This is a genomic window from Haloprofundus marisrubri, assembly GCF_001469955.1.
In the GTDB taxonomy this organism is placed as follows: domain Archaea; phylum Halobacteriota; class Halobacteria; order Halobacteriales; family Haloferacaceae; genus Haloprofundus; species Haloprofundus marisrubri.
In genome coordinates, this window is record NZ_LOPU01000018.1 from 174,699 (window position 1) to 192,983 (window position 18,285).

The following is an 18,285-nucleotide window of genomic DNA, read 5'->3' on the forward strand; positions in this document are numbered from 1 at the left end:
AACACCGAGAGCGGGGCCACTTCCCTTCCGTGGCATCACCGACTCCGACAGCGGTCAAGCGCGCGCTTTGCGCGCTGGCGACGGAACAGCGACACGCCAGCGAGAACGCCGACACCAACGCCGACACCGACGCCGACACCAACGCCGACACCGACGCGGGCGCGAGCGTTGCGAACGTTGCCGACGCCCGTGAGACGATAGCTGCGGGGAACGACGCACTGGAGAGCGTCGAGTCCGCGGCGGCGTTGGCGGCCGAGGGAGGGTTCGAACGCGTCCGAGACGCCGTCGAGGTGGCGACGCGCGCAGACGATGTCGAACTCCGTCGTGTCGGGGAAACCGTTCTTGCGTCCATCGCGGCGTATCGCCGTGCCGCCACCGTCGAGACACCACGCGTCGGTACGCATTTAGGAGGGGACGGCCAACGGGCGGACAGATGACACGGGTGATACACACCGGCGACACCCACATCGGGTATCAGCAGTACCACTCGCCGGCGCGACGACAGGACTTTCTGACGGCGTTCGAGCAAGTACTCGACGACGCTATCGACGACGACGTGGACGCCGTCGTCCACGCTGGCGACCTCTTTCACGACCGCCGCCCCGAACTGCAGGACCTCCTCGGGACGCTCTCGGCGCTTCGGACCCTCCAGAGCGCCGATATCCCCTTCTTGGCGGTCGTCGGCAACCACGAGTCGACACGCGGCGGCCAGTGGCTCGACCTTTTCGAGCGACTCGGCCTCGCAGCCCGTCTCGGTCCCGAACCGCACGTCGTCGGCGACACGGCGTTCTACGGGTTGGACCACGTCCCGAAATCGCGGCGCGACGACCTCGACTACCGGTTCGAACCGCACGACGCCGACCACTCGGCGCTCGTCAGTCACGGACTGTTCACCCCGTTCGCCCACGCCGACTGGGAGACGGAAACAGTGCTCTCGGAGTCGAACGTCGACTTCGACGTTGTGCTGCTCGGCGACAACCACGAGGCTGGCACCGCCGACGTGAGCGGTACGCCGGTGACGTACTGTGGGTCGACCGAACGCGCGAGTACGAGCGAAGAGGAGGGCCGCGGCTACAACATCGTCAGCTTCGCCGACGACGGTGACGGCAGGACGGTCGATATCCGCCAGCGGGCGCTCGAAACCCGGTCGTTCGTCTTCGTCTCCGTCGACCTGAACGACGGCGAAGGGGAGGCTCGCGTCCGCGAACAGGTCCGCCAACACGACCTCGAAGACGCCGTCGTCGTCGTCGAAGTCACCGGCGACGGCGACCCCGTGACGCCCGCGAGTATCGAGGAGTTCGTCGCCGAACGGGGCGCACTCGTCGTCCGCGTCACCGACCGCCGCGAACTCGACGTCGACACCGAGATTTCGGTAAGCTTCGCCGACCCCGACGACGCCGTCCGTGAGCGTATCTCGGACCTCGGCCTCTCTGCGGCCGCCATCGACGTCGACGAGACGGTTCGTGCCAGCAAGACGGCCGACTCGAACGTCCGCGACGAAGTCAAAGAGCGCGTCTCCACGCTCGTCGAGGACGGACTCGACAACTTCGAACGCGCGGAGGCGCGCGAGAGCGACAGAACCGAGGAACCCGACAACGCAGCGACGAACACAGAGACGGGCGGCGTGAGCAGTACAACAGAGACAGTCCACGCCAACACCGGCGTGTCCGAATCGGCGGCGAGCGGTGACCCGGCCTCCAACGGGACGAAGGCCGACCCCGTCTCGGCGTCGGCGGCCACCCCCGAAGACGACGAGTCGACTGATTCGGCCGAAGCCGCGGGAACAACGGACACAACGGAAGCAACAGAAGCGACAGAGGACGAGACTGCTGACGAGTCGGCCAAGACAGATGAGTCGACTGCTGCGGACGAGTCGGCCACAGCAACCGAGTCGAACAGTTCCACCGACGGCCAACTCTCCATGGAGGACTACTCGTGAGATTCGACCGCATTCGACTGAAGAACTTCAAGCCGTACGCCGACACCGACCTCGAACTCGGCGACGGCGTCACCGTCATCCACGGCCTCAACGGCAGCGGGAAGTCTTCACTCTTGGAAGCGTGTTTCTTCGCGCTCTACGGGTCGAAAGCGCTGGACGGAACCCTCGAAGACGTCGTGACCAACGGCGAAGAGGAGTCCGAAATCGAACTCTGGTTCACCCACGCGGGCGAGGAGTACCGTGTCGAGCGACGGATTCGACTCTCAGGCAGTCGGGCGACGACGGCCAAATGCGTTCTCGAAGGCGCTGCGGTCCCCGACGGGAGCGTCGACGGTGCGCGAGACGTCCGGCGGTTCGTCGTCGACCTACTGCGGATGGACGCCGACGCGTTCGTCAACTGCGCGTACGTTCGCCAAGGCGAGGTGAACAAACTCATCAACGCCTCGCCGTCGGAGCGCCAAGATATGATAGACGACCTGCTCCAGTTGGGCAAACTGGAGGAGTACCGCGAACGGGCGCGGGACGCTCGCCTCGGCGTCGAAGACGTACTCGGCGACAAGCGTGGCGGCCTGCGGGAACTCGCCTCGCAGGTCGAAGAGAAAGCGGAGACGAACCCCTACGAGCGCCTGAACACGCTGCAGACCGAGTTGAAAGAGGTCGAAGCAAACATCGAGCGCTACGAGTCACAGCGCGAGAAAGCCAAGAAGAGCCGAGACGACGCGGCGGCGACGCTCGACGCCTACGAAAAGAAACGCGAGGAACTCGACGACCTCGCCGACGACATCGACTCGCTGAAATCAGACATCGCCGAAACCGAGGAAAAAAGAGAGGGCCTCCGCGGGAACGCGCGCGAGGTGCGCGAGCGGGTCGACGAACTGGAGTCGACCGTCGCCGACGCCGTCGACGAGAGCGAGTTGGACGCCGCTGACGACGACGCAATCGCCGCGCGGATGGAAGCCCTCGACGAGCGCCGCGAGGAACTCACCGACTCCATACAGGAGCTGCGAGAACGCGCGCAGATGTTCGAGAACCAGTCGTCGAACCTCGCCGAGAAAGCGACGGACCTCGAATCACGGGCCGAGGAGAAACGGACGCGCGCCGAGGAACTGGAGCGAAAACACGAGAGCGACGAGTCGAAACTCGCCGACCAGCGCGAGAAACTGAGCGACCTCGACGACCGAATCGACGCACTCGAAGCGCGGTTCGAGGACGCGCCGGTCGGCCTCGGCAGCACTGGTGACCATCTCTCGGCCCTCCGCGAGGAGAAGTCCGAACTCCGCGACGAACTCGAAACGGTTCGGACGAAACTCCGGTCGACCCGCCAGCGGGTGGAGGAAGCCGAGAAACTGCTCGACGAAGGGAAATGCCCCGAGTGTGGCCAACCGGTCGACGAGTCGCCACACGTCGACACGCTCGACGACGACCGAACCCGTGTCGACGAACTCGACGCCGAACGCGAGGAACTGGAATCGGAAGTCGAATCGGTCGACAGCGACATCGAACGCGCCGAAGACCTCGTCGACGCCGAGAACGAACTCGGTCGCCTTCGAGACCAGCGCGACAGCATCACGAGTCTCGTCGACCAGCGCGAGGAGACGCTCACAGAGAAGGCCGAACAGGCGGAGGCGGCCCGAGAGACGGCCGCCGAACACGAATCGAAGGCCGAAGAACTGCGAGAAGCCGCCGAGCAGACGGGGTCGAACGCAGAGGAGACGCGGGGAGAGATTTCGGAACTCGAAGCGGAACGCGAGCAGGTGGACGCGAGCGAGGAACGCCTCGAACGCATCCAATCGCTCCGCGACGAAATCGCCGAGGCCGAGGCGACACTCGACCGCATCTCGGAGCGGCGTGCGGACCTCGACGAACTCAACGACGAACGACGCGAGCGACTGGCGGAGAAGCAACGTCGCCGCCGCGAACTCCGCGACGAGGTCGACGAATCGCAGATAGAGAAAGCAAAGGAGAAGAAATCGAACGCCGAGGGGTATCTCGAACAGGTCGAACCCGAACTGGAAGCACTCGCCGAGAAACGGACGAAACTCAACAACGACATCGGCGGCGCGAAAGGCAGTATCGAAGAACTCGAAGACCTCCGCGAGAAGCGCGACCACGTCGCCGAACGCGTCGACGCGCTTCAGTCGCTCCACGCGGAGACCGAGGAACTGGAGGCGATGTACAGAGACCTGCGAGCGGAACTCCGCCAGCGCAACGTCGAGACGCTCGAACGGATGCTCAACGAGACGTTCGACCTCGTCTACGCCAACGACGCCTACGCCCGTATCCGTCTCGACGGCGAGTACGAACTCACGGTGTACCAGAAAGACGGGCAGGCGCTCGACCCCGAGCAGCTCTCGGGCGGCGAGCGCGCACTGTTCAACCTCTCGCTGCGCTGTGCCATCTACCGACTGTTGGCCGAGGGCATCGAGGGTGCGGCCCCGACGCCGCCGCTCATCCTCGACGAACCGACCGTCTTCCTCGACTCGGGCCACGTCGGCCGTCTGGTCGACTTGGTCGAGGAGATGCGCGGGTTCGGCGTCCGCCAGATAATCATCGTCAGCCACGACGACGAACTCGTCGGCGCGGCCGACGACCTCGTGACAGTCGAGAAAGACCCGACGAGCAACCGCTCGACGGTTCGCCACGAGGAGACGGCGGGACTCGCGGCGGTCGAATCGGTCGCCGACGACTGAGTTCGGGACTTCTCTGTCAGTCGTCTCGGATTCGGGCGACGCCCTCGCGGGCCAGTTCCGTCGCGTCGTAGCCGCGTTCACCGTAGCTTTCGGCTTCGTCGACGAGTCCCGCCGCGCGGAACTCCGTGAGGAGGCCGAGAAGGTCGCTCTCACAGAGGCCGTACGAATCGAGGAGGTCGACCACCGACAGCGGTCCGCGGTCGACGAGTTCGACGAGAAGCCCGAGCGAGCGGTCGTCGTGCGTCGCCGACAGCACGCGACGGACCGACTTCGGAACGCCTGACGCTGCGGCGACCAGCGGCGACTCGCCGTCGACTATCTCGAAGACGTCGTTTGCGAGAAATCGTTCTTCGCCGGTTTCGGGGTCGCGTACGCGACTCGACTCGCTGGAGCGTTTCAGTAGGAGGTAGCGTCGCCCCTCGTCGTCGCGGACGGTCTGCATACCTCGAACGTACGCCCGAACGCTGTTAGCGGTTCCGCCCGCGGGATGTGGAATCGCTCATCCCGTCGGGTGGGCGGTCAGGACGGTCACACGCGTGTCGAGGAGCCGGTATCGGGCATCGGCTACGCGTCTCGGGACTCGGACGGGTCGTCAGGAGCGTCGCCGTCACCGGCATCGCTCTCAGTCGTCTCAGCGTCGCTTTCGGCGTCGTCGTCGATGGCTTCGACGTTCCCGTCGTACGTTTTTTCCGCATCCGGGTCGTCGTCGGTTGTAGTCGTTTCCGCCGCTTTCGACGCCCGTTTCTCGCGGAACTGCTGGTATCGTTGGTACGTTCGGAGAAGCAAGAACAGGCCGACGACGACGAGGCCGCCGCCGAGTCGCCACTGGCCGCGGAAGTAGACGAACATCGCGCCCAAAGAGAGCGCACCGACGCCGACGTTGACGAGGACGACGCTCACCCAGAACGTCGTCTTCAGTTCGGAGTCGACTTCACCTTCGGGCGTCGCGGGTTTCGGCGCTTCGGGAACGTTCGGCAGGTCGCGTTCGGGGTCACCCCATCGGTTCCACTTCGCTTCGGGGTCGCCCCACCGGTCGAGTTCCTCCTCGGCGTCGCCCCAGCGGTCCTCGGGGTCGAACTCCTCGGGTTCGTCGGAGTTCTCGGAATCGTCGGACCTGAGGTCGAAGGGCACAGAACGGTCGAGGCGGGCGTCGAGAATAAGCGTTCGGAGTTCCGACTACGCCTGCTCTCGCAGTGTAACGGTCTGCGTGGTTTGCATCCACGCGAGGGGATTCTGGGCGTCGTAGAATACGACGCCGTCGTCCACTTCGTACGCCTCGACGTTTTCGACGCCGTCAGGCGCTTGCAGCGACTGCTGCGTAGTATCTGCGCTGTCCCACCACTCGTCGTCTATCCGGTCGGACATCGTCACACACCATGGTATGATATAACATAGTATAGGTCTTTCCGTCGTGACCGAACTTGCAGCCATCGCTACGACCGCCGAGAACGGAGCGTTCGGGTCGAAAAGCCGAACTTTTTACCCGGGTGTGACCAAGCAGTCGCCATGACTCAGGCTGGGCTCTCCGACTACAGTTCCGGGGGTGACGACGCCGACGCCGACGGTATCGACGGTGGCGACGACCGACCGACGACGGAGGCTGCCGCCGTCGCCGGCGACGTAAGCCAGCGGGTGAACGAAATCGTCGACCGACACGAACTCCGGTATCCCGACGCCGACGGGACGCTCGAACTGATGGTGTCGCAGGTGAACTACACCGTCGAGGGACAGGGTCGAGACGAGTACCCTGTCATCCACGTGTTCGGCCGGACGCCCGACAACGACCCGATGCACGTCCGCGTGCTCGGCTTCGAACCGTACTTCTACGCCCCCACGGAGACGCTCACCGACGAACTCCTCGCCCGCGACACGATTCTGCGAACTGACTCCGGCTACGAGAGTATCCGCGGCGAGGAACTGACGAAAATCGTCGGCCGCACCCCCCGAGACGTGGGCCAGATGCGCGACGAGTTCGACCACTTCGAAGCCGACATCCTCTTTCCGAACCGATTTCTCATCGACAAGGACATCAACGGCGGGATTCGGGTGCCGGACCGCCGCCTCGACGACAACGTCGTCCAAGTCGCCCACGACGAAGTTCAAGCGGCCGACGTCGACGCCGACCTCCGCGTCAACACGTTCGACATCGAAGTCGACGACAGAAACGGCTTCCCCGAAGACGGCGAAGAGCCCATCGTCTGTCTGACCAGCCACGACTCCTACCGCGACGAGTACGTCGCGTGGCTGTACGAAGCGCCGGAGGGCGACGGCGAGATTCCGAGCGCCCTCGACGAGTACGCACCGTACCGCGACGACACCGACCTCGACGTCCGAACGTTCGACGAGGAGGAAGCGATGCTCGACGCGTTCGTCTCCTACATCGAGGAGACCGACCCCGACATCATGACGGGGTGGAACTTCGAGGATTTCGACGCGCCGTACTTCCTCGACCGACTGGAGAACCTCGACGCGTTCACCGACTACGACCTCCGCATCGAACGCCTCTCGCGCGTCGACGAGGTGTGGCGAAGCGGCTGGGGCGGCCCGAACGTCAAAGGCCGCGTCGTCTTCGACCTGCTGTACGCTTACAAGAAAACGCAGTTCTCGGAACTGGAGTCGTATCGACTGGACGCTGTCGGCGAACTCGAACTCGACGTGGGCAAGGAACGCTACGCGGGCAGCATCGGCGACCTCTGGGAAGGGGACCCCACTCGGCTTCTGGAGTACAACGTTCGTGACGTGGAACTCTGTGTCGAAATCGACCGCAAACAGGAGGTCATCCCCTTCTGGGACGAGGTACGGACGTTCGTCGGCTGTCTGCTCGAAGACGCGCCGACGGCGGGCGACGCGGTGGACGTCTACGTCCTGCACAAAGCCTACGGCGAGTTCGTCCTCCCGACGAAGGGCCAACAGGAATCGGAGGACTTCGAGGGCGGCGCGGTGTTCGACCCCATCACGGGCGTCAAAGAGAACGTCACCGTACTCGACCTCAAGTCGCTGTACCCGATGTGTATGGTGACTATCAACGCCTCACCGGAGACGAAAGTCGGTCCCGATTACGACGGCGAGACGTACCGCGCACCCAACGGGACGCGGTTCCGTCGCGAACCCGACGGGATGATGCGCGAGATGATCGACGACCTGCTGACCGAACGCGAGGAGAAGAAGTCGCTCCGCAACGAGCACAAACCCGGTTCCTCCGCGTACGAGCAGTACGACCGCCAGCAGGCGGCGGTGAAGGTCATCATGAACTCGCTTTACGGCGTCTCCGGCTGGGACCGCTTCCGCCTCTACGACAAGGAGAACGCGGCGGCCATCACGGCCACGGGTCGGGAGGTCATCGACTTCACGCAGACGGCGGCGACCGAAATCGACTACGACGTCGCCTACGGCGACACCGACTCGGTGATGCTCGAACTCGGCCCCGGCGTGACGAAAGAGGAGGCCATCGAGCAGTCGTTCGAGATTGAAGAACACATCAACGCCCGCTACGACGACTTCGCGCGCGAGAAACTCGACGCCGACGAACACCGATTCCAAATCGAGTTCGAGAAACTGTATCGCAGATTCTTCCAAGCGGGTCGCAAGAAACGCTACGCGGGCCACATCGTCTGGAAAGAGGGCAAGGACGTCGACGACATCGACATCACCGGCTTCGAGTACAAACGCTCGGACATCGCGGCCATCACGAAACGGGTCCAAAAGCAGGTCATCGAGATGATTGTCACCGGCAGCGACACCGACGACATCAAAGACTACGTCCGCGACACGATTCGTGACTTCCAGGACGAGGACGCCGACCTCGACGACATCGGCATTCCCGGCGGCATCGGCAAGCGACTCGAAAGCTACGACACCGCCGGAGCGCAGGTCCGCGGCGCGAAGTACGCGAACCTTCTGTTGGGCACCAACTTCCAGCGCGGGTCGAAACCCAAGCGACTCTACCTGAAGAAAGTCCACCCGGCCTTTTTCCGCCGGATGGAAGAGGAGAGAGGCTTCGACGCCCGAGCGGACCCGCTGTACGGCGAGTTCAAGCGCGACCCCGACGTTATCTGCTTCGAGTACGCCGACGAAGTCCCAGAGGAGTTCGAGGTCGACTGGGACAAGATGTTAGAGAAGACGCTCGAAGGTCCCATCGCCCGCATCATCGAAGCGCTCGGCCTCTCGTGGGACGAAGTCAAAAGCGGTCAACAGCAGACCGGTCTCGGACAGTTCGGCTGAGCGGTCGGTCACGGCAGTAGCGGCGGGCAAAACCTCGACTGACCCGAGTGCTGGTCGCACGACGCACCGTCACATTCATTCGTCGGCATCGCTCCGACGAGATAGCTCCCGTCCGGCGGTTTTCACCAGCACTGGGTTTCCGATACCGAAAACAAATTTTCCCGCAGCGGAAGCTGGAGGGGGTAAATGCGTAAGCATTAATGGGCGCAAGCCCCCACCGTCGAACACGAGGAACATATCATGGCAACACTCGAAATCAAGAACCTTCATGCGGAGGTCGCAGTCGAGGACGGGGAGAAGATTCTCCGGGGCGTCGACTTGGAAGTCAAATCGGGCGAAATTCACGCGCTGATGGGTCCGAACGGCTCCGGGAAGTCGACGACGGCGAAGATTATCGCCGGTCACCCCGCCTACGAGGTCACCGACGGGGAGATTCTCCTCCACCTCGACGAGAACGAGTTCGGCGACGACTTCGAGATTCCCGAGGACAAACAGACGTGGAATCTCCTCGAACTGGAACCGAACGAGCGCGCGGCGCTCGGCATCTTCCTCGGCTTCCAGTATCCCGCCGAAATCGAAGGCGTCACGATGACGAACTTCCTCCGTCAGGCGCTCAACGCCAAACTCGAAGAGCGCGAAGAGCTGTTCGAGGAGGACGACGGCGACGACGCCGACGAGGAAGAGGAGTCGGGCTACGACACCTCGCCGATGGAGGGCCCCGCCGACGACGGCGAAGTCGGTGTTGCCGAGTTCCAGCAACTGCTCGTCGAGAAGATGGAACTGCTCGACATGGACGAGAAGTTCGCCCAACGCTACCTCAACGCAGGCTTCTCCGGCGGCGAGAAGAAGCAAAACGAGGTGCTGCAGGCGGCGATTCTCGAACCCTCCCTCGCAGTGCTCGACGAAATCGACTCCGGGCTGGACATCGACCGCCTGCAGGACGTCTCCGAAGGCATCAACGCACTCCGCGACGAGCAGGGGACGGGCATTCTGCAGATTACGCACTACCAGCGCATCCTCGACTACGTCGAACCCGACGTCGTCCACATCATGCTCGACGGTGAAGTCGTCATGGAGGGCGGCCCCGAACTCGCCGTCAAACTCGAGGAGAAAGGATACGACTGGGTCCGCGAGCAGACCTACGAGACAGCCTGATAAGGCTGCATCAGCTACACCAACCTAACTAACCATGAGTTCAGAACAAGACCACCTCAAAGAGACAGACACCGAAGCCCGATTCGAGTTCAAGAAGGAGCAGAAGTCCTCCTTCAAGGCCGACAAAGGGCTCACGGAGGAGACCATCCGGGTCATCTCCGAGGACAAAGACGAACCCGAGTGGATGCTCCAGCGCCGTCTCCGCGCGCTGAAGCAGTTCCAGAAGATGCCGATGCCGACCGACTGGCCCGGCCAGCCTGACCTCTCGGAAGTCGACGTGGACAAAATCGTTCCGTACATCCGCCCCGACGTCGAGACGCGCGGCGGCGTCGACGACTGGACGGACCTGCCGGACGAAATCAAGGACACGTTCGACAAACTCGGCATCCCGGAAGCCGAGAAGAACGCGCTCTCGGGCGTCGGCGCACAGTACGAGTCCGAGGTCGTCTACCAGAACATGCAGGAGCGCTGGGAGGAGAAAGGCGTCGTCTTCATGAACATGGACCAGGCGGTCCAAGAGCACGAAGACCTCGTCAAGGAGTACTTCATGACGAAGTGCGTCCCCCCGAGCGACAACAAGTTCGCCGCGCTTCACGGCGCAATCTGGTCCGGCGGGTCGTTCGTCTACGTCCCCGAGGACACCACCGTCGACATGCCGGTGCAGGCGTACTTCCGCATGAACTCCGAGGGGATGGGCCAGTTCGAGCACACGCTCATCATCGCCGAGGAAGGCTCGGAAGTCCACTACATCGAAGGCTGCAGCGCGCCGAAGTACTCGGCGTTCAACCTGCACTCCGGCGGCGTCGAAGTGTTCGTCGGCGAGGACGCCCACGTCCAGTACTCGACAGTGCAGAACTGGTCGAAGAACACCTACAACCTCAACACCAAGCGCGCCATCGTCGAGAAGGGCGGCCGCATGGAGTGGATTTCGGGCTCTATGGGCTCGAAAGCGACGATGCTCTACCCCGCGTCCATTCTGAAGGGCCGCGGCGCATCGGACAACCACATCACCATCGCGTTCGCGGGCGAGGGCCAGAACATCGACACCGGCGCGAAGGTGTACCACAACGCCCCCGAGACGAAGTCGACCATCGAGTCCAAGAGCATCAGTAAGGACGGCGGCCGCACGAACTACCGCGGCCTCGTCCACATCGCCGACGGCGCACACGACTCCTCGACGGCCGTAGAGTGTGACGCGCTGATGTTCGACAACGAGTCCACCTCGGACACGATGCCGTACATGGAGATCAACGAGTCGCGCGTCGACGTCGCCCACGAGGCGACCGTCGGTAAAATCGGCGACGAGGACATCTTCTACCTGCAGTCGCGTGGTCTCGACGACGACGACGCAAAGCAGATGATCGTCTCCGGCTTCATCGAGCCAATCACGGAGGAACTACCCATCGAGTACGCGGTCGAACTCAACCGCCTCGTCGAACTCGAAATGGAGGGAAGCCTCGGGTAGATGAGCGGCGTACAGCTTCCATCCAGCCTCTCGGAGGAGACGATTCGAGAAATCTCCGAGGAGCGAGACGAACCCGAGTGGTTGCTCCAGCGACGCCTCGACGCGTTCGAGGCGCTCGACGACCTGCCGCTGCCGGACGTCATCCAGACGCCCGGCCGCCGCTGGACGAATCTCGAAGCGCTCGACTTCGAGAATCTCGTGGACCCGCTGAACCAGTCCGACGAGACCGAGCGTGTCGCCGAGGGCGACGCCGTCGTCCTCTCCTTTACCGAGGCGCTCGACGAGCACGAAGAACTCGTCCGCGAGCACTTCGGGACGGTGCTCGACCCCGAGCACAACTACCTCACGGCGCTTTCGGCGGCGCTGTTCACGACCGGCACGTTCGTCTACGTCCCCGAGGGCGTCGACGCCGGCGACGTGAAGATTCGCGCGGAGATGAACTCCCGTTCGCTGTTCAGCCAGACGCTCGTCGTCACCGAGGAGTCCTCGTCGACGACGATTCTGGAAGGAACGGAGACGGGCACCGAGAGCGACGACGTCGAGGGCGAGCGCTACTTCAGCAACCTCGTCGAAGTCGTCGCCGGTGAGAACAGTTACGTCCAGTACGGCTCCCTGCAGAACCTCGACGAGGAGACGTACCACTTCACGCTGAAGCGTGGCCACGCCCACACGTACGCCACGGTCAACTGGATCGAGGGTAACCTCGGTTCCCGACTGACGCGTTCGGACGTAGAGACGAACCTCGTCGGCGACTCCTCGGAGACGAAAATCGTCGGCGCGTTCTTCGGTCACAACGACCAGCACTTCGACGTGAACGCTCGCGTCTGGCACGAGGCCGAACACACCACGGCGGACCTCGTCACCCGCGGCGTCCTCGACGACGAGGCACGCTCGGTGTACGAAGGCGTCCAAGACGTCGGCGAAGACGCGTGGGACACGAGTTCCTACCAGCGTGAGAACACGCTGATGCTCTCCGACGAGTCCGAGGCCGACGCCTCGCCGAAGCTCATCATCCACAACCACGACACCGAAGCGTCGCACTCGGCGACGGTCGGACAGGTGGACCAAGAAGAGCTGTTCTACATGACGTCGCGCTCTATCGACCCGGAGACGGCGCGGAACATGCTCGTGGAGGGCTTCTTCGTCCCCGTGCTCGAAGAAATCGAAGTCGACGAGTTCCGCGACGACCTCGACGACCTCATCGTTCAGCGGTTGAAGTAACCGCGGTACGACTTTTTCCAGCGGTTCTCACTTTTCTCGAATCAGACGCTCGTTACTCGCTGACCCGAGACGCTGGAGTAACGTTCTCAGGACACCATCACGACGCCGTCACGACGCCACGTCGTTACGGCCGTCGGCCCCGGGATGTGACAGTCTCACCGCGGAGTCGTTCTCGAAACGGGTGCGTTGCGCGCAGTTTTGCTCTTCGTGAGCGTACTCGTCGTGCGGAGAGGCACAATGTCTACCACACCAGACCACGGAGAACCGTTCAGATACGACGCGGAAGTTCGCCCCGGAGAGAAGCGACGCATCCTGTACGAAGTGGGCGAGTCGTACCTCGGAGACCCAGTCGAACTCCCGATAACGATAATCAACGGCGCGCGTTCTGGCCCACGAGCGTTCGTCAGCGCCGCCATGCACGGCGACGAGGTAAACGGCGTGAAGGTCGTCCAAGAGGTGGCCGACCGCTACGACCCACAGGAACTCGCCGGCACCATCGTCTGTCTGCACGTCGTGAACGTCCCGGGATACCGCGCACACATGCGCTACCTTCCCATCTACGACCGCGACCTGAACCGCGCGTTCCCGGGGTCGGAACGCGGCAACGAGGGCCAACGGATGGCGAAAGTCATCTACGACCGGTTCGTCTCCAACTGCGATTTCGGGGTGGATTTCCACACCTCGACGCGGAACAAGGTGACCATATTCCATACGCGAGCCGACATGAGCGACCCCGCCGTCGCGGAAGTCGCAAACGCGTTCCTCTCGTCGGTCGTTCTGGATGGGGGAGGCTCGAAGGGGATGCTCCGACGAGTCGCCTCCGAGGACGGTATTCCGACCATAACCGTCGAGATGGGCGAAGCCCACCGATACCAACCGCGCATGGTCGAGACGGCGCTCGACCGCCTGCACAACCTGTTCACCTACTTCGGGATGGTCGACGGCGACGCGATGGCCGAACCGGTGTGGCAGCGCGTTGTCGGGTCGAAAGAGAAAGCGTGGATTCGCTCGAACGCCGGCGGCTGGATAGATATGGAGTGGGGGCCGTACCCCATCGTCACCGAAGGCGAGGCGGTGTGTACCGTCTCCGACCACTTCAAGCGAGAAGTCCACGTCGTCGAAGCACCCTTTACCGGACTCATCGTCGGCATGGCGGCGAATCCGATAACGGTTCCCGGTCAGATAATCGCGCATCTCGTCTCCATCGACGAGGCGGACCGCGAGGTTATCGAAGATATCGTCGACGAGCACGGGTACGCCTCGCTCGGGACCTACCACTGGATGGGGCGTTCAGACGAGGGGTCGGCGGGGCGCCCGAAGCGGCCACTGGATGACGGCACCGACACCGACGTCGGAACCGCCGCGCCCTGACCGCTCGGCCATCGAGCCAGCACGTGTTGACGTGCCGTGGTAAACTGTGCGTGGACGGTCGTGTCAGAGCATCGTGTGGCGACGACTACTTCGCAACCCTCGACTCACCGTCTCGATTCGGCTTCGTCGGACCTGTTGGGCCGAACCGGTCGAACGGGCGTCGAAGCGGGGGACACACGGCGAACTGCGAGGGGAACCGCTTAAGTTCGTCACACGCAGACGAACAGGTATGACTGACAGGGTATCGAATACGAGCGGAGGGCTGGCCTCGTGAGCGTCGGCCACCGCGTGGGTTCGGACCACCAACTCGCGCGCCTACTCCAGATTGGTATCGTGCTCGAAGAAGTAGTCGAAGCGCGAGCGTATCACCACTACCAATCCCTGTCCGCTGACGAGCGTGAACTCGACGAAGAGATAGAGGGACTGCTCGAACACGCGGCCGACGAGTCCGCCGAACACCGCCAGCGACTGGAAGCGATTATCGACGAACTCGACGCCGAGAGCATCCCGTTCGAGGACATCGAGACGCTCGTCGAAGCCCGCTACGGGAAGACGAAACCCGAAGACTTCGACGGCATTCTCTACGACCAACTCTGCAACGAAGAGACCGCCTACAAGTTCTACGACGACCTCATCGAGGGCATCGAGGCCAGCGACGCGTCGTTCTCCATCGAACGAGAGCGTCTGCTGTCGGTGCTCCGTGACATCCGCGCCGAGGAAGCCGAGGGCGTCGAGGAAGTGACGAAAATCATGGAGACACGAGAATGAGACAGACGGGAGCCAACCGATGAACACGGCAGACCAGTATCTGAAAGCCATCTACCTCATTCAGGAGATGGAAGACGGTCCGGCGGCGACGGGCGCGCTCGCGAAGATGCTCGACGTGAGTCCCGCCAGCGCCAACGAGATGATCGGCAAACTCGAAGACCGCGGTCTCGCCGAACACGAGAAGTACAAAGGCGTCCAACTGTCGGACGAGGGCATCGTCCGCGCCCGCGACGCGCTCCAGACGTACTGTATCATCGAACGTTTCCTGACGAACGTCCTCGAAGTCGAGGACTTCCGAGGAGAGGCCCGCGAACTCGAGAGCGTCATCGACGACACCGTCGCCGAGCGACTCGACACCATCATCGACCGCAACTCGGAGTGTCCGGACTGCTTCGACCCCGAGACCGACGCCTGCCGATATCTCGAAGTCGAGTCGGAGAATCTCGCCGACTGAACCGTTCTGTCGTCGGACGTGAACGAACATAGAACTAAGCACGTCCAGTGAGAGTGCGAATCCATGGGTGGGACCGATAGCACGCTAAGTAGACTCAAGCGGTTGGCGGGTCTCACACCGGAGGAGGAACGACCGTACGTCTGCTTATCGTGCGAAACAGGGTACGACGTCCAGTATCACGTCTGCCCCAACTGTGGCAGTTACGCGGTGGAGAGACGACGCGAGTGACCACCCGGTGAAGTGAGAGCGGAAACCACTAATAGCCGGAGGACAACCCATTTTACGTAGTCGGAAACGGCCGACTCAGTCCAGTCCCGTGGTGTAGTGGCCAATCATAATGGCCTTTGGAGCCATTGACGGCGGTTCGAATCCGCCCGGGACTACTACCTCCGACGTTCTAGTCCCGCGAGCGACGCGACGCGCTGAGGCGGGCGATCGACACGCAGAACTTCGCTACTCTATACCGAGCCGTTGCGCCCGCTCCAAGAACCGCTGCTTGCCGCCGCTGGTTAGGTCCATCTGCTCAGAAAGGATTTGACGAAACTTTGTTGAACCGAGAGTGGGATATCGAATACGGACCTTCCGAATCGCTTTGTGGAATTGCCAGTAGACATATTGCTTTAGACGACCTTGTTGCTGCCATGTCAGAAACAGGTGAGAGTAGCCCAGGTGTACTCAGTACACGTCAATCAGGAGTGCTGATGACAGCCATGGGGTTAGGTATTGGTGGATTACTGCTGTTGTCTGGGGATACAGGCTTTAGAGTGGTCATCGGGCTTGTTGCATCGAGTCTGTTCGCTATAGTTGGTATTGGGCTGTCTCTTGATATTCTACCGGAATGGTTCATAGACTATCTAAGAGGATGAATCACGATTATATCCAAGCTATACAAAACGAATTCCAAGTTTGTACTCATTCATTCAACAGTTTATCTCCTAGGCCTTTGCCTGCTCGATAAGCTATGATCACTGATGCGACTCCGAGAACTGCGACCAAGCCGAAAATTCCTAAGAATACAATTTCACTCATAGTTTCTAAACACAGAATCGCTAGATTTCCCCACCGGCTTTTCGGGACTCCGAATTTCTGTATTACTCATTATCCTATGTCCTACTGCTGTTATTGACATTCTTGATTTGTAAAATTAGTGGCCAACTATTCACGAACTCTTCAAATTGGATATTCAAATTTGTGGTAGCTCTTCTCGCCAATAAAGAGAACGCAGGCCCGCGCACGATAGCGCCTCCGACAGCAGATATCACAATCCCTGTGATGACACCTGTGATGATTCCAAGTGGTGTGACCGCCATGGGAACACTGTTCAGTCTTCTTACATAGATATGTGGGTTCAGACGATGTGGTTTTCCGTTGTCACCGAACGCTCACCCGGTTCCCTCGTACTCAGAGTCGCTGTCGTACGCTTCGAGATTTTCGACCAACCGCGACTGGAGCGCGGCGTTGAGTGGAATCAAGAGTAACCACGTCAGGACACCGAAACCCACGTCGAACGACGCGGCGACTATCGAGAGAACGAATACGAGCGGAGACGTGAGGAATCTGGCTGCTTGAATCTCGACAGTCCGAGACCCGAATCCGTCCTCGACGAGTTGCTTCCACGAGGCGTACGACCAGAGTAGTGCGAGACTGAATCCGGTGAGCGCGAGCGTTCCCGACAGAAACATGACGCCGAACTGGTCCGGATACGTCGCAAAGACACTGGATGCGAACGGGACGAGTACGACCATGAGCAGAAAGAGATGGTTGAGCCACACGATTCCCTTATCGTGTCTCTCGATGTGAACGAAGATGCGACGGTGGTTGACCCAGTACGACGCGATGACCAGAAAGCTCAGGACGAAGCCGAAGAACTCGTGCCATCGTTCGATGATGAGGTTCGGAAGAACCGAAATCTGGCTTCCCGGTGGAATCTCCGGAACGGTAATTTCGAGCACGAGCAACGTGATTGCGATGGCGATGACACCGTCGCTCAACGCGAGCAGTCGGTCTGTCTCGTCCGCCTCCCGGCGAAATGGAAGCGCCATACTCTGAGGAGAGTCACCAATCGACAAAACCGTTCGTTACCCCGTCTGTGTACGTGTGCCGGTCTGGTATTCCGTTCTCACAGATATGTGACGAACAAAGCGTTTACACTGAGTTGGCGTGCTGAATCCACCCCTTCCCACGTCGCTACGTGGCAGTACGCAGTACCGTCTGTCTGCGACCGACGGTCGTACGTGCGGTGAAAAATAACGCTTCGCGGCCCTAGGTGCGGTGATTAGCTGCTGTCGTTACCGCCGCCACCGCCGTCTTCGACCGGAATCAACTGCGCGTCGATGAATCCCTGGTCGTCGTCGGGCAGGAACGAGTAGTTCGGTTGGACCAGATACACCTCTCCCAGTTGGATGTTCGCGTCGTTGGCGGGGTAGATGAGGAACCGCTCGTTCGTGTTGAGATACGTTGCGATACGCGTGTTGTAGTCGCTCCAGGCGGTGAAACCCGTCTGCTGCGGCGTGTAGTTCACCACCCCGGAGACGATACGCAGTCTCGCACCGGGGTTGAAGTCGTTCGCTTGGAACAGCGCTTTGTACTGCGGTTGATTCCCACCGGTCTGGGCGGCGACACCGCCGGTTCCCGACAGGCCGAGTGCGAGTCCTCCCGCAGACAGCGCGCCGGCTTTGAGCACGGTTCGTCGGGTCGATTCGTCTCCGTCCGCGGTGTTGTCACTCTCGTCCGTCATGTCTCTCACCACGGGCCGTCCGACGCATCGAGGCTGTGAACGCTGCGGTCCCGGCGCGTGCCGAGACGCAGTCGCCACACCGACTGTCGACGACCCATCAGTTGTGACGGCGAGCAGGTCGGAAAGCGCTGGCCTTGTGTTTTGAAGCAGGGTTTCGGTCGACTATCGAGACGTCGGCAACTGCCATCAGACGCCCGCTGGACCGAACCATCTCGATTGACTATTGAATCCCAAACCTTCTGTCGACGCCGGCCAACGGGAGCG

General features: G+C 61.8%; 16 protein-coding genes and 1 tRNA gene. 12 read left to right on the plus strand and 5 right to left on the minus strand.

What is annotated here, in order from left to right; translation table 11 throughout:
* Window positions 1–29 precede the first annotated feature (29 nt).
* The 3 genes from AUR64_RS06610 to rad50 are packed head-to-tail and all read left to right on the plus strand — an operon-like array spanning window position 30 to window position 4,629.
* Window positions 30–437, plus strand: coding sequence for a hypothetical protein (locus AUR64_RS06610; protein ID WP_058581160.1), 408 nt, complete (start codon window positions 30–32; stop codon window positions 435–437).
* Entirely contained in the window at window positions 434–1,939 is a 1,506-nt protein-coding gene (gene mre11, locus AUR64_RS06615; RefSeq protein WP_058581161.1) for a DNA double-strand break repair protein Mre11, read from the plus strand. The genes AUR64_RS06610 and mre11 overlap by 4 nt, the downstream gene beginning before the upstream one ends.
* The gene (gene rad50, locus AUR64_RS06620) at window positions 1,936–4,629 is read left to right on the plus strand and encodes a DNA double-strand break repair ATPase Rad50 (protein ID WP_058581162.1); all 2,694 of its coding nucleotides are present in this window, start codon (window positions 1,936–1,938) and stop codon (window positions 4,627–4,629) included. The genes mre11 and rad50 overlap by 4 nt, the downstream gene beginning before the upstream one ends.
* A gap of 16 nt (window positions 4,630–4,645) precedes the next feature.
* Here rad50 and AUR64_RS06625 read toward each other — a convergent pair whose 3' ends face one another.
* From AUR64_RS06625 to AUR64_RS06635, 3 genes are all read right to left on the minus strand, one after another.
* Window positions 4,646–5,071 (minus strand): DUF7346 family protein, encoded by a 426-nt coding sequence (locus AUR64_RS06625; protein ID WP_058581163.1) that lies wholly within the window; start codon window positions 5,069–5,071, stop codon window positions 4,646–4,648.
* 122 nt (window positions 5,072–5,193) lie between these two features.
* Entirely contained in the window at window positions 5,194–5,760 is a 567-nt protein-coding gene (locus AUR64_RS06630) for a DUF7322 domain-containing protein (RefSeq protein WP_058581164.1), read from the minus strand.
* Between the two features lie 45 nt (window positions 5,761–5,805).
* A complete protein-coding gene (locus AUR64_RS06635; RefSeq protein WP_058581165.1) occupies window positions 5,806–5,994 on the minus strand; it encodes a DUF7331 family protein in 189 nt (62 codons plus the stop codon).
* 141 nt (window positions 5,995–6,135) lie between these two features.
* Here AUR64_RS06635 and AUR64_RS06640 point away from each other — a divergent pair, with 141 nt between their 5' ends.
* The 9 genes from AUR64_RS06640 (at window position 6,136) to AUR64_RS20445 (ending at window position 16,150) form a co-directional block, all read left to right on the plus strand.
* The gene (locus AUR64_RS06640) at window positions 6,136–8,850 is read left to right on the plus strand and encodes a DNA-directed DNA polymerase (protein WP_058581166.1); all 2,715 of its coding nucleotides are present in this window, start codon (window positions 6,136–6,138) and stop codon (window positions 8,848–8,850) included.
* Window positions 8,851–9,090: 240 nt separating this feature from the next.
* On the plus strand, window positions 9,091–10,005 hold the full coding sequence (locus AUR64_RS06645; protein ID WP_058581167.1) for an ABC transporter ATP-binding protein: 915 nt from the start codon (window positions 9,091–9,093) through the stop codon (window positions 10,003–10,005).
* Window positions 10,006–10,039: 34 nt separating this feature from the next.
* Entirely contained in the window at window positions 10,040–11,470 is a 1,431-nt protein-coding gene (sufB, locus tag AUR64_RS06650) for a Fe-S cluster assembly protein SufB (RefSeq protein ID WP_058581168.1), read from the plus strand.
* The gene (sufD, locus tag AUR64_RS06655; protein ID WP_058581169.1) at window positions 11,471–12,691 is read left to right on the plus strand and encodes a Fe-S cluster assembly protein SufD; all 1,221 of its coding nucleotides are present in this window, start codon (window positions 11,471–11,473) and stop codon (window positions 12,689–12,691) included. It abuts the gene before it with no gap.
* Between the two features lie 237 nt (window positions 12,692–12,928).
* Window positions 12,929–14,062 (plus strand): succinylglutamate desuccinylase/aspartoacylase family protein, encoded by a 1,134-nt coding sequence (locus AUR64_RS06660; protein ID WP_071391225.1) that lies wholly within the window; start codon window positions 12,929–12,931, stop codon window positions 14,060–14,062.
* A 270-nt stretch (window positions 14,063–14,332) separates the two neighbouring features.
* Window positions 14,333–14,830, plus strand: coding sequence for a rubrerythrin (locus tag AUR64_RS06665; RefSeq protein ID WP_058581170.1), 498 nt, complete (start codon window positions 14,333–14,335; stop codon window positions 14,828–14,830).
* A 19-nt stretch (window positions 14,831–14,849) separates the two neighbouring features.
* Window positions 14,850–15,284 (plus strand): metal-dependent transcriptional regulator, encoded by a 435-nt coding sequence (locus AUR64_RS06670; RefSeq protein WP_058581171.1) that lies wholly within the window; start codon window positions 14,850–14,852, stop codon window positions 15,282–15,284.
* A gap of 310 nt (window positions 15,285–15,594) precedes the next feature.
* Window positions 15,595–15,667, plus strand: a tRNA-Gln gene (locus tag AUR64_RS06675).
* Window positions 15,668–15,925: 258 nt separating this feature from the next.
* Window positions 15,926–16,150 (plus strand): hypothetical protein, encoded by a 225-nt coding sequence (locus tag AUR64_RS20445; protein WP_205628383.1) that lies wholly within the window; start codon window positions 15,926–15,928, stop codon window positions 16,148–16,150.
* A gap of 516 nt (window positions 16,151–16,666) precedes the next feature.
* On the opposite strand, the gene AUR64_RS06680 is transcribed toward AUR64_RS20445, so the two are convergent.
* Both AUR64_RS06680 and AUR64_RS06685 read right to left on the minus strand, forming a co-directional pair.
* A complete protein-coding gene (locus tag AUR64_RS06680; protein ID WP_058581172.1) occupies window positions 16,667–17,326 on the minus strand; it encodes a TMEM175 family protein in 660 nt (219 codons plus the stop codon).
* Window positions 17,327–17,559: 233 nt separating this feature from the next.
* Window positions 17,560–18,021, minus strand: a complete 462-nt coding sequence (locus tag AUR64_RS06685; RefSeq protein WP_058581173.1) for a hypothetical protein — start codon at window positions 18,019–18,021, stop codon at window positions 17,560–17,562.
* Window positions 18,022–18,285: the final 264 nt, after the last annotated feature.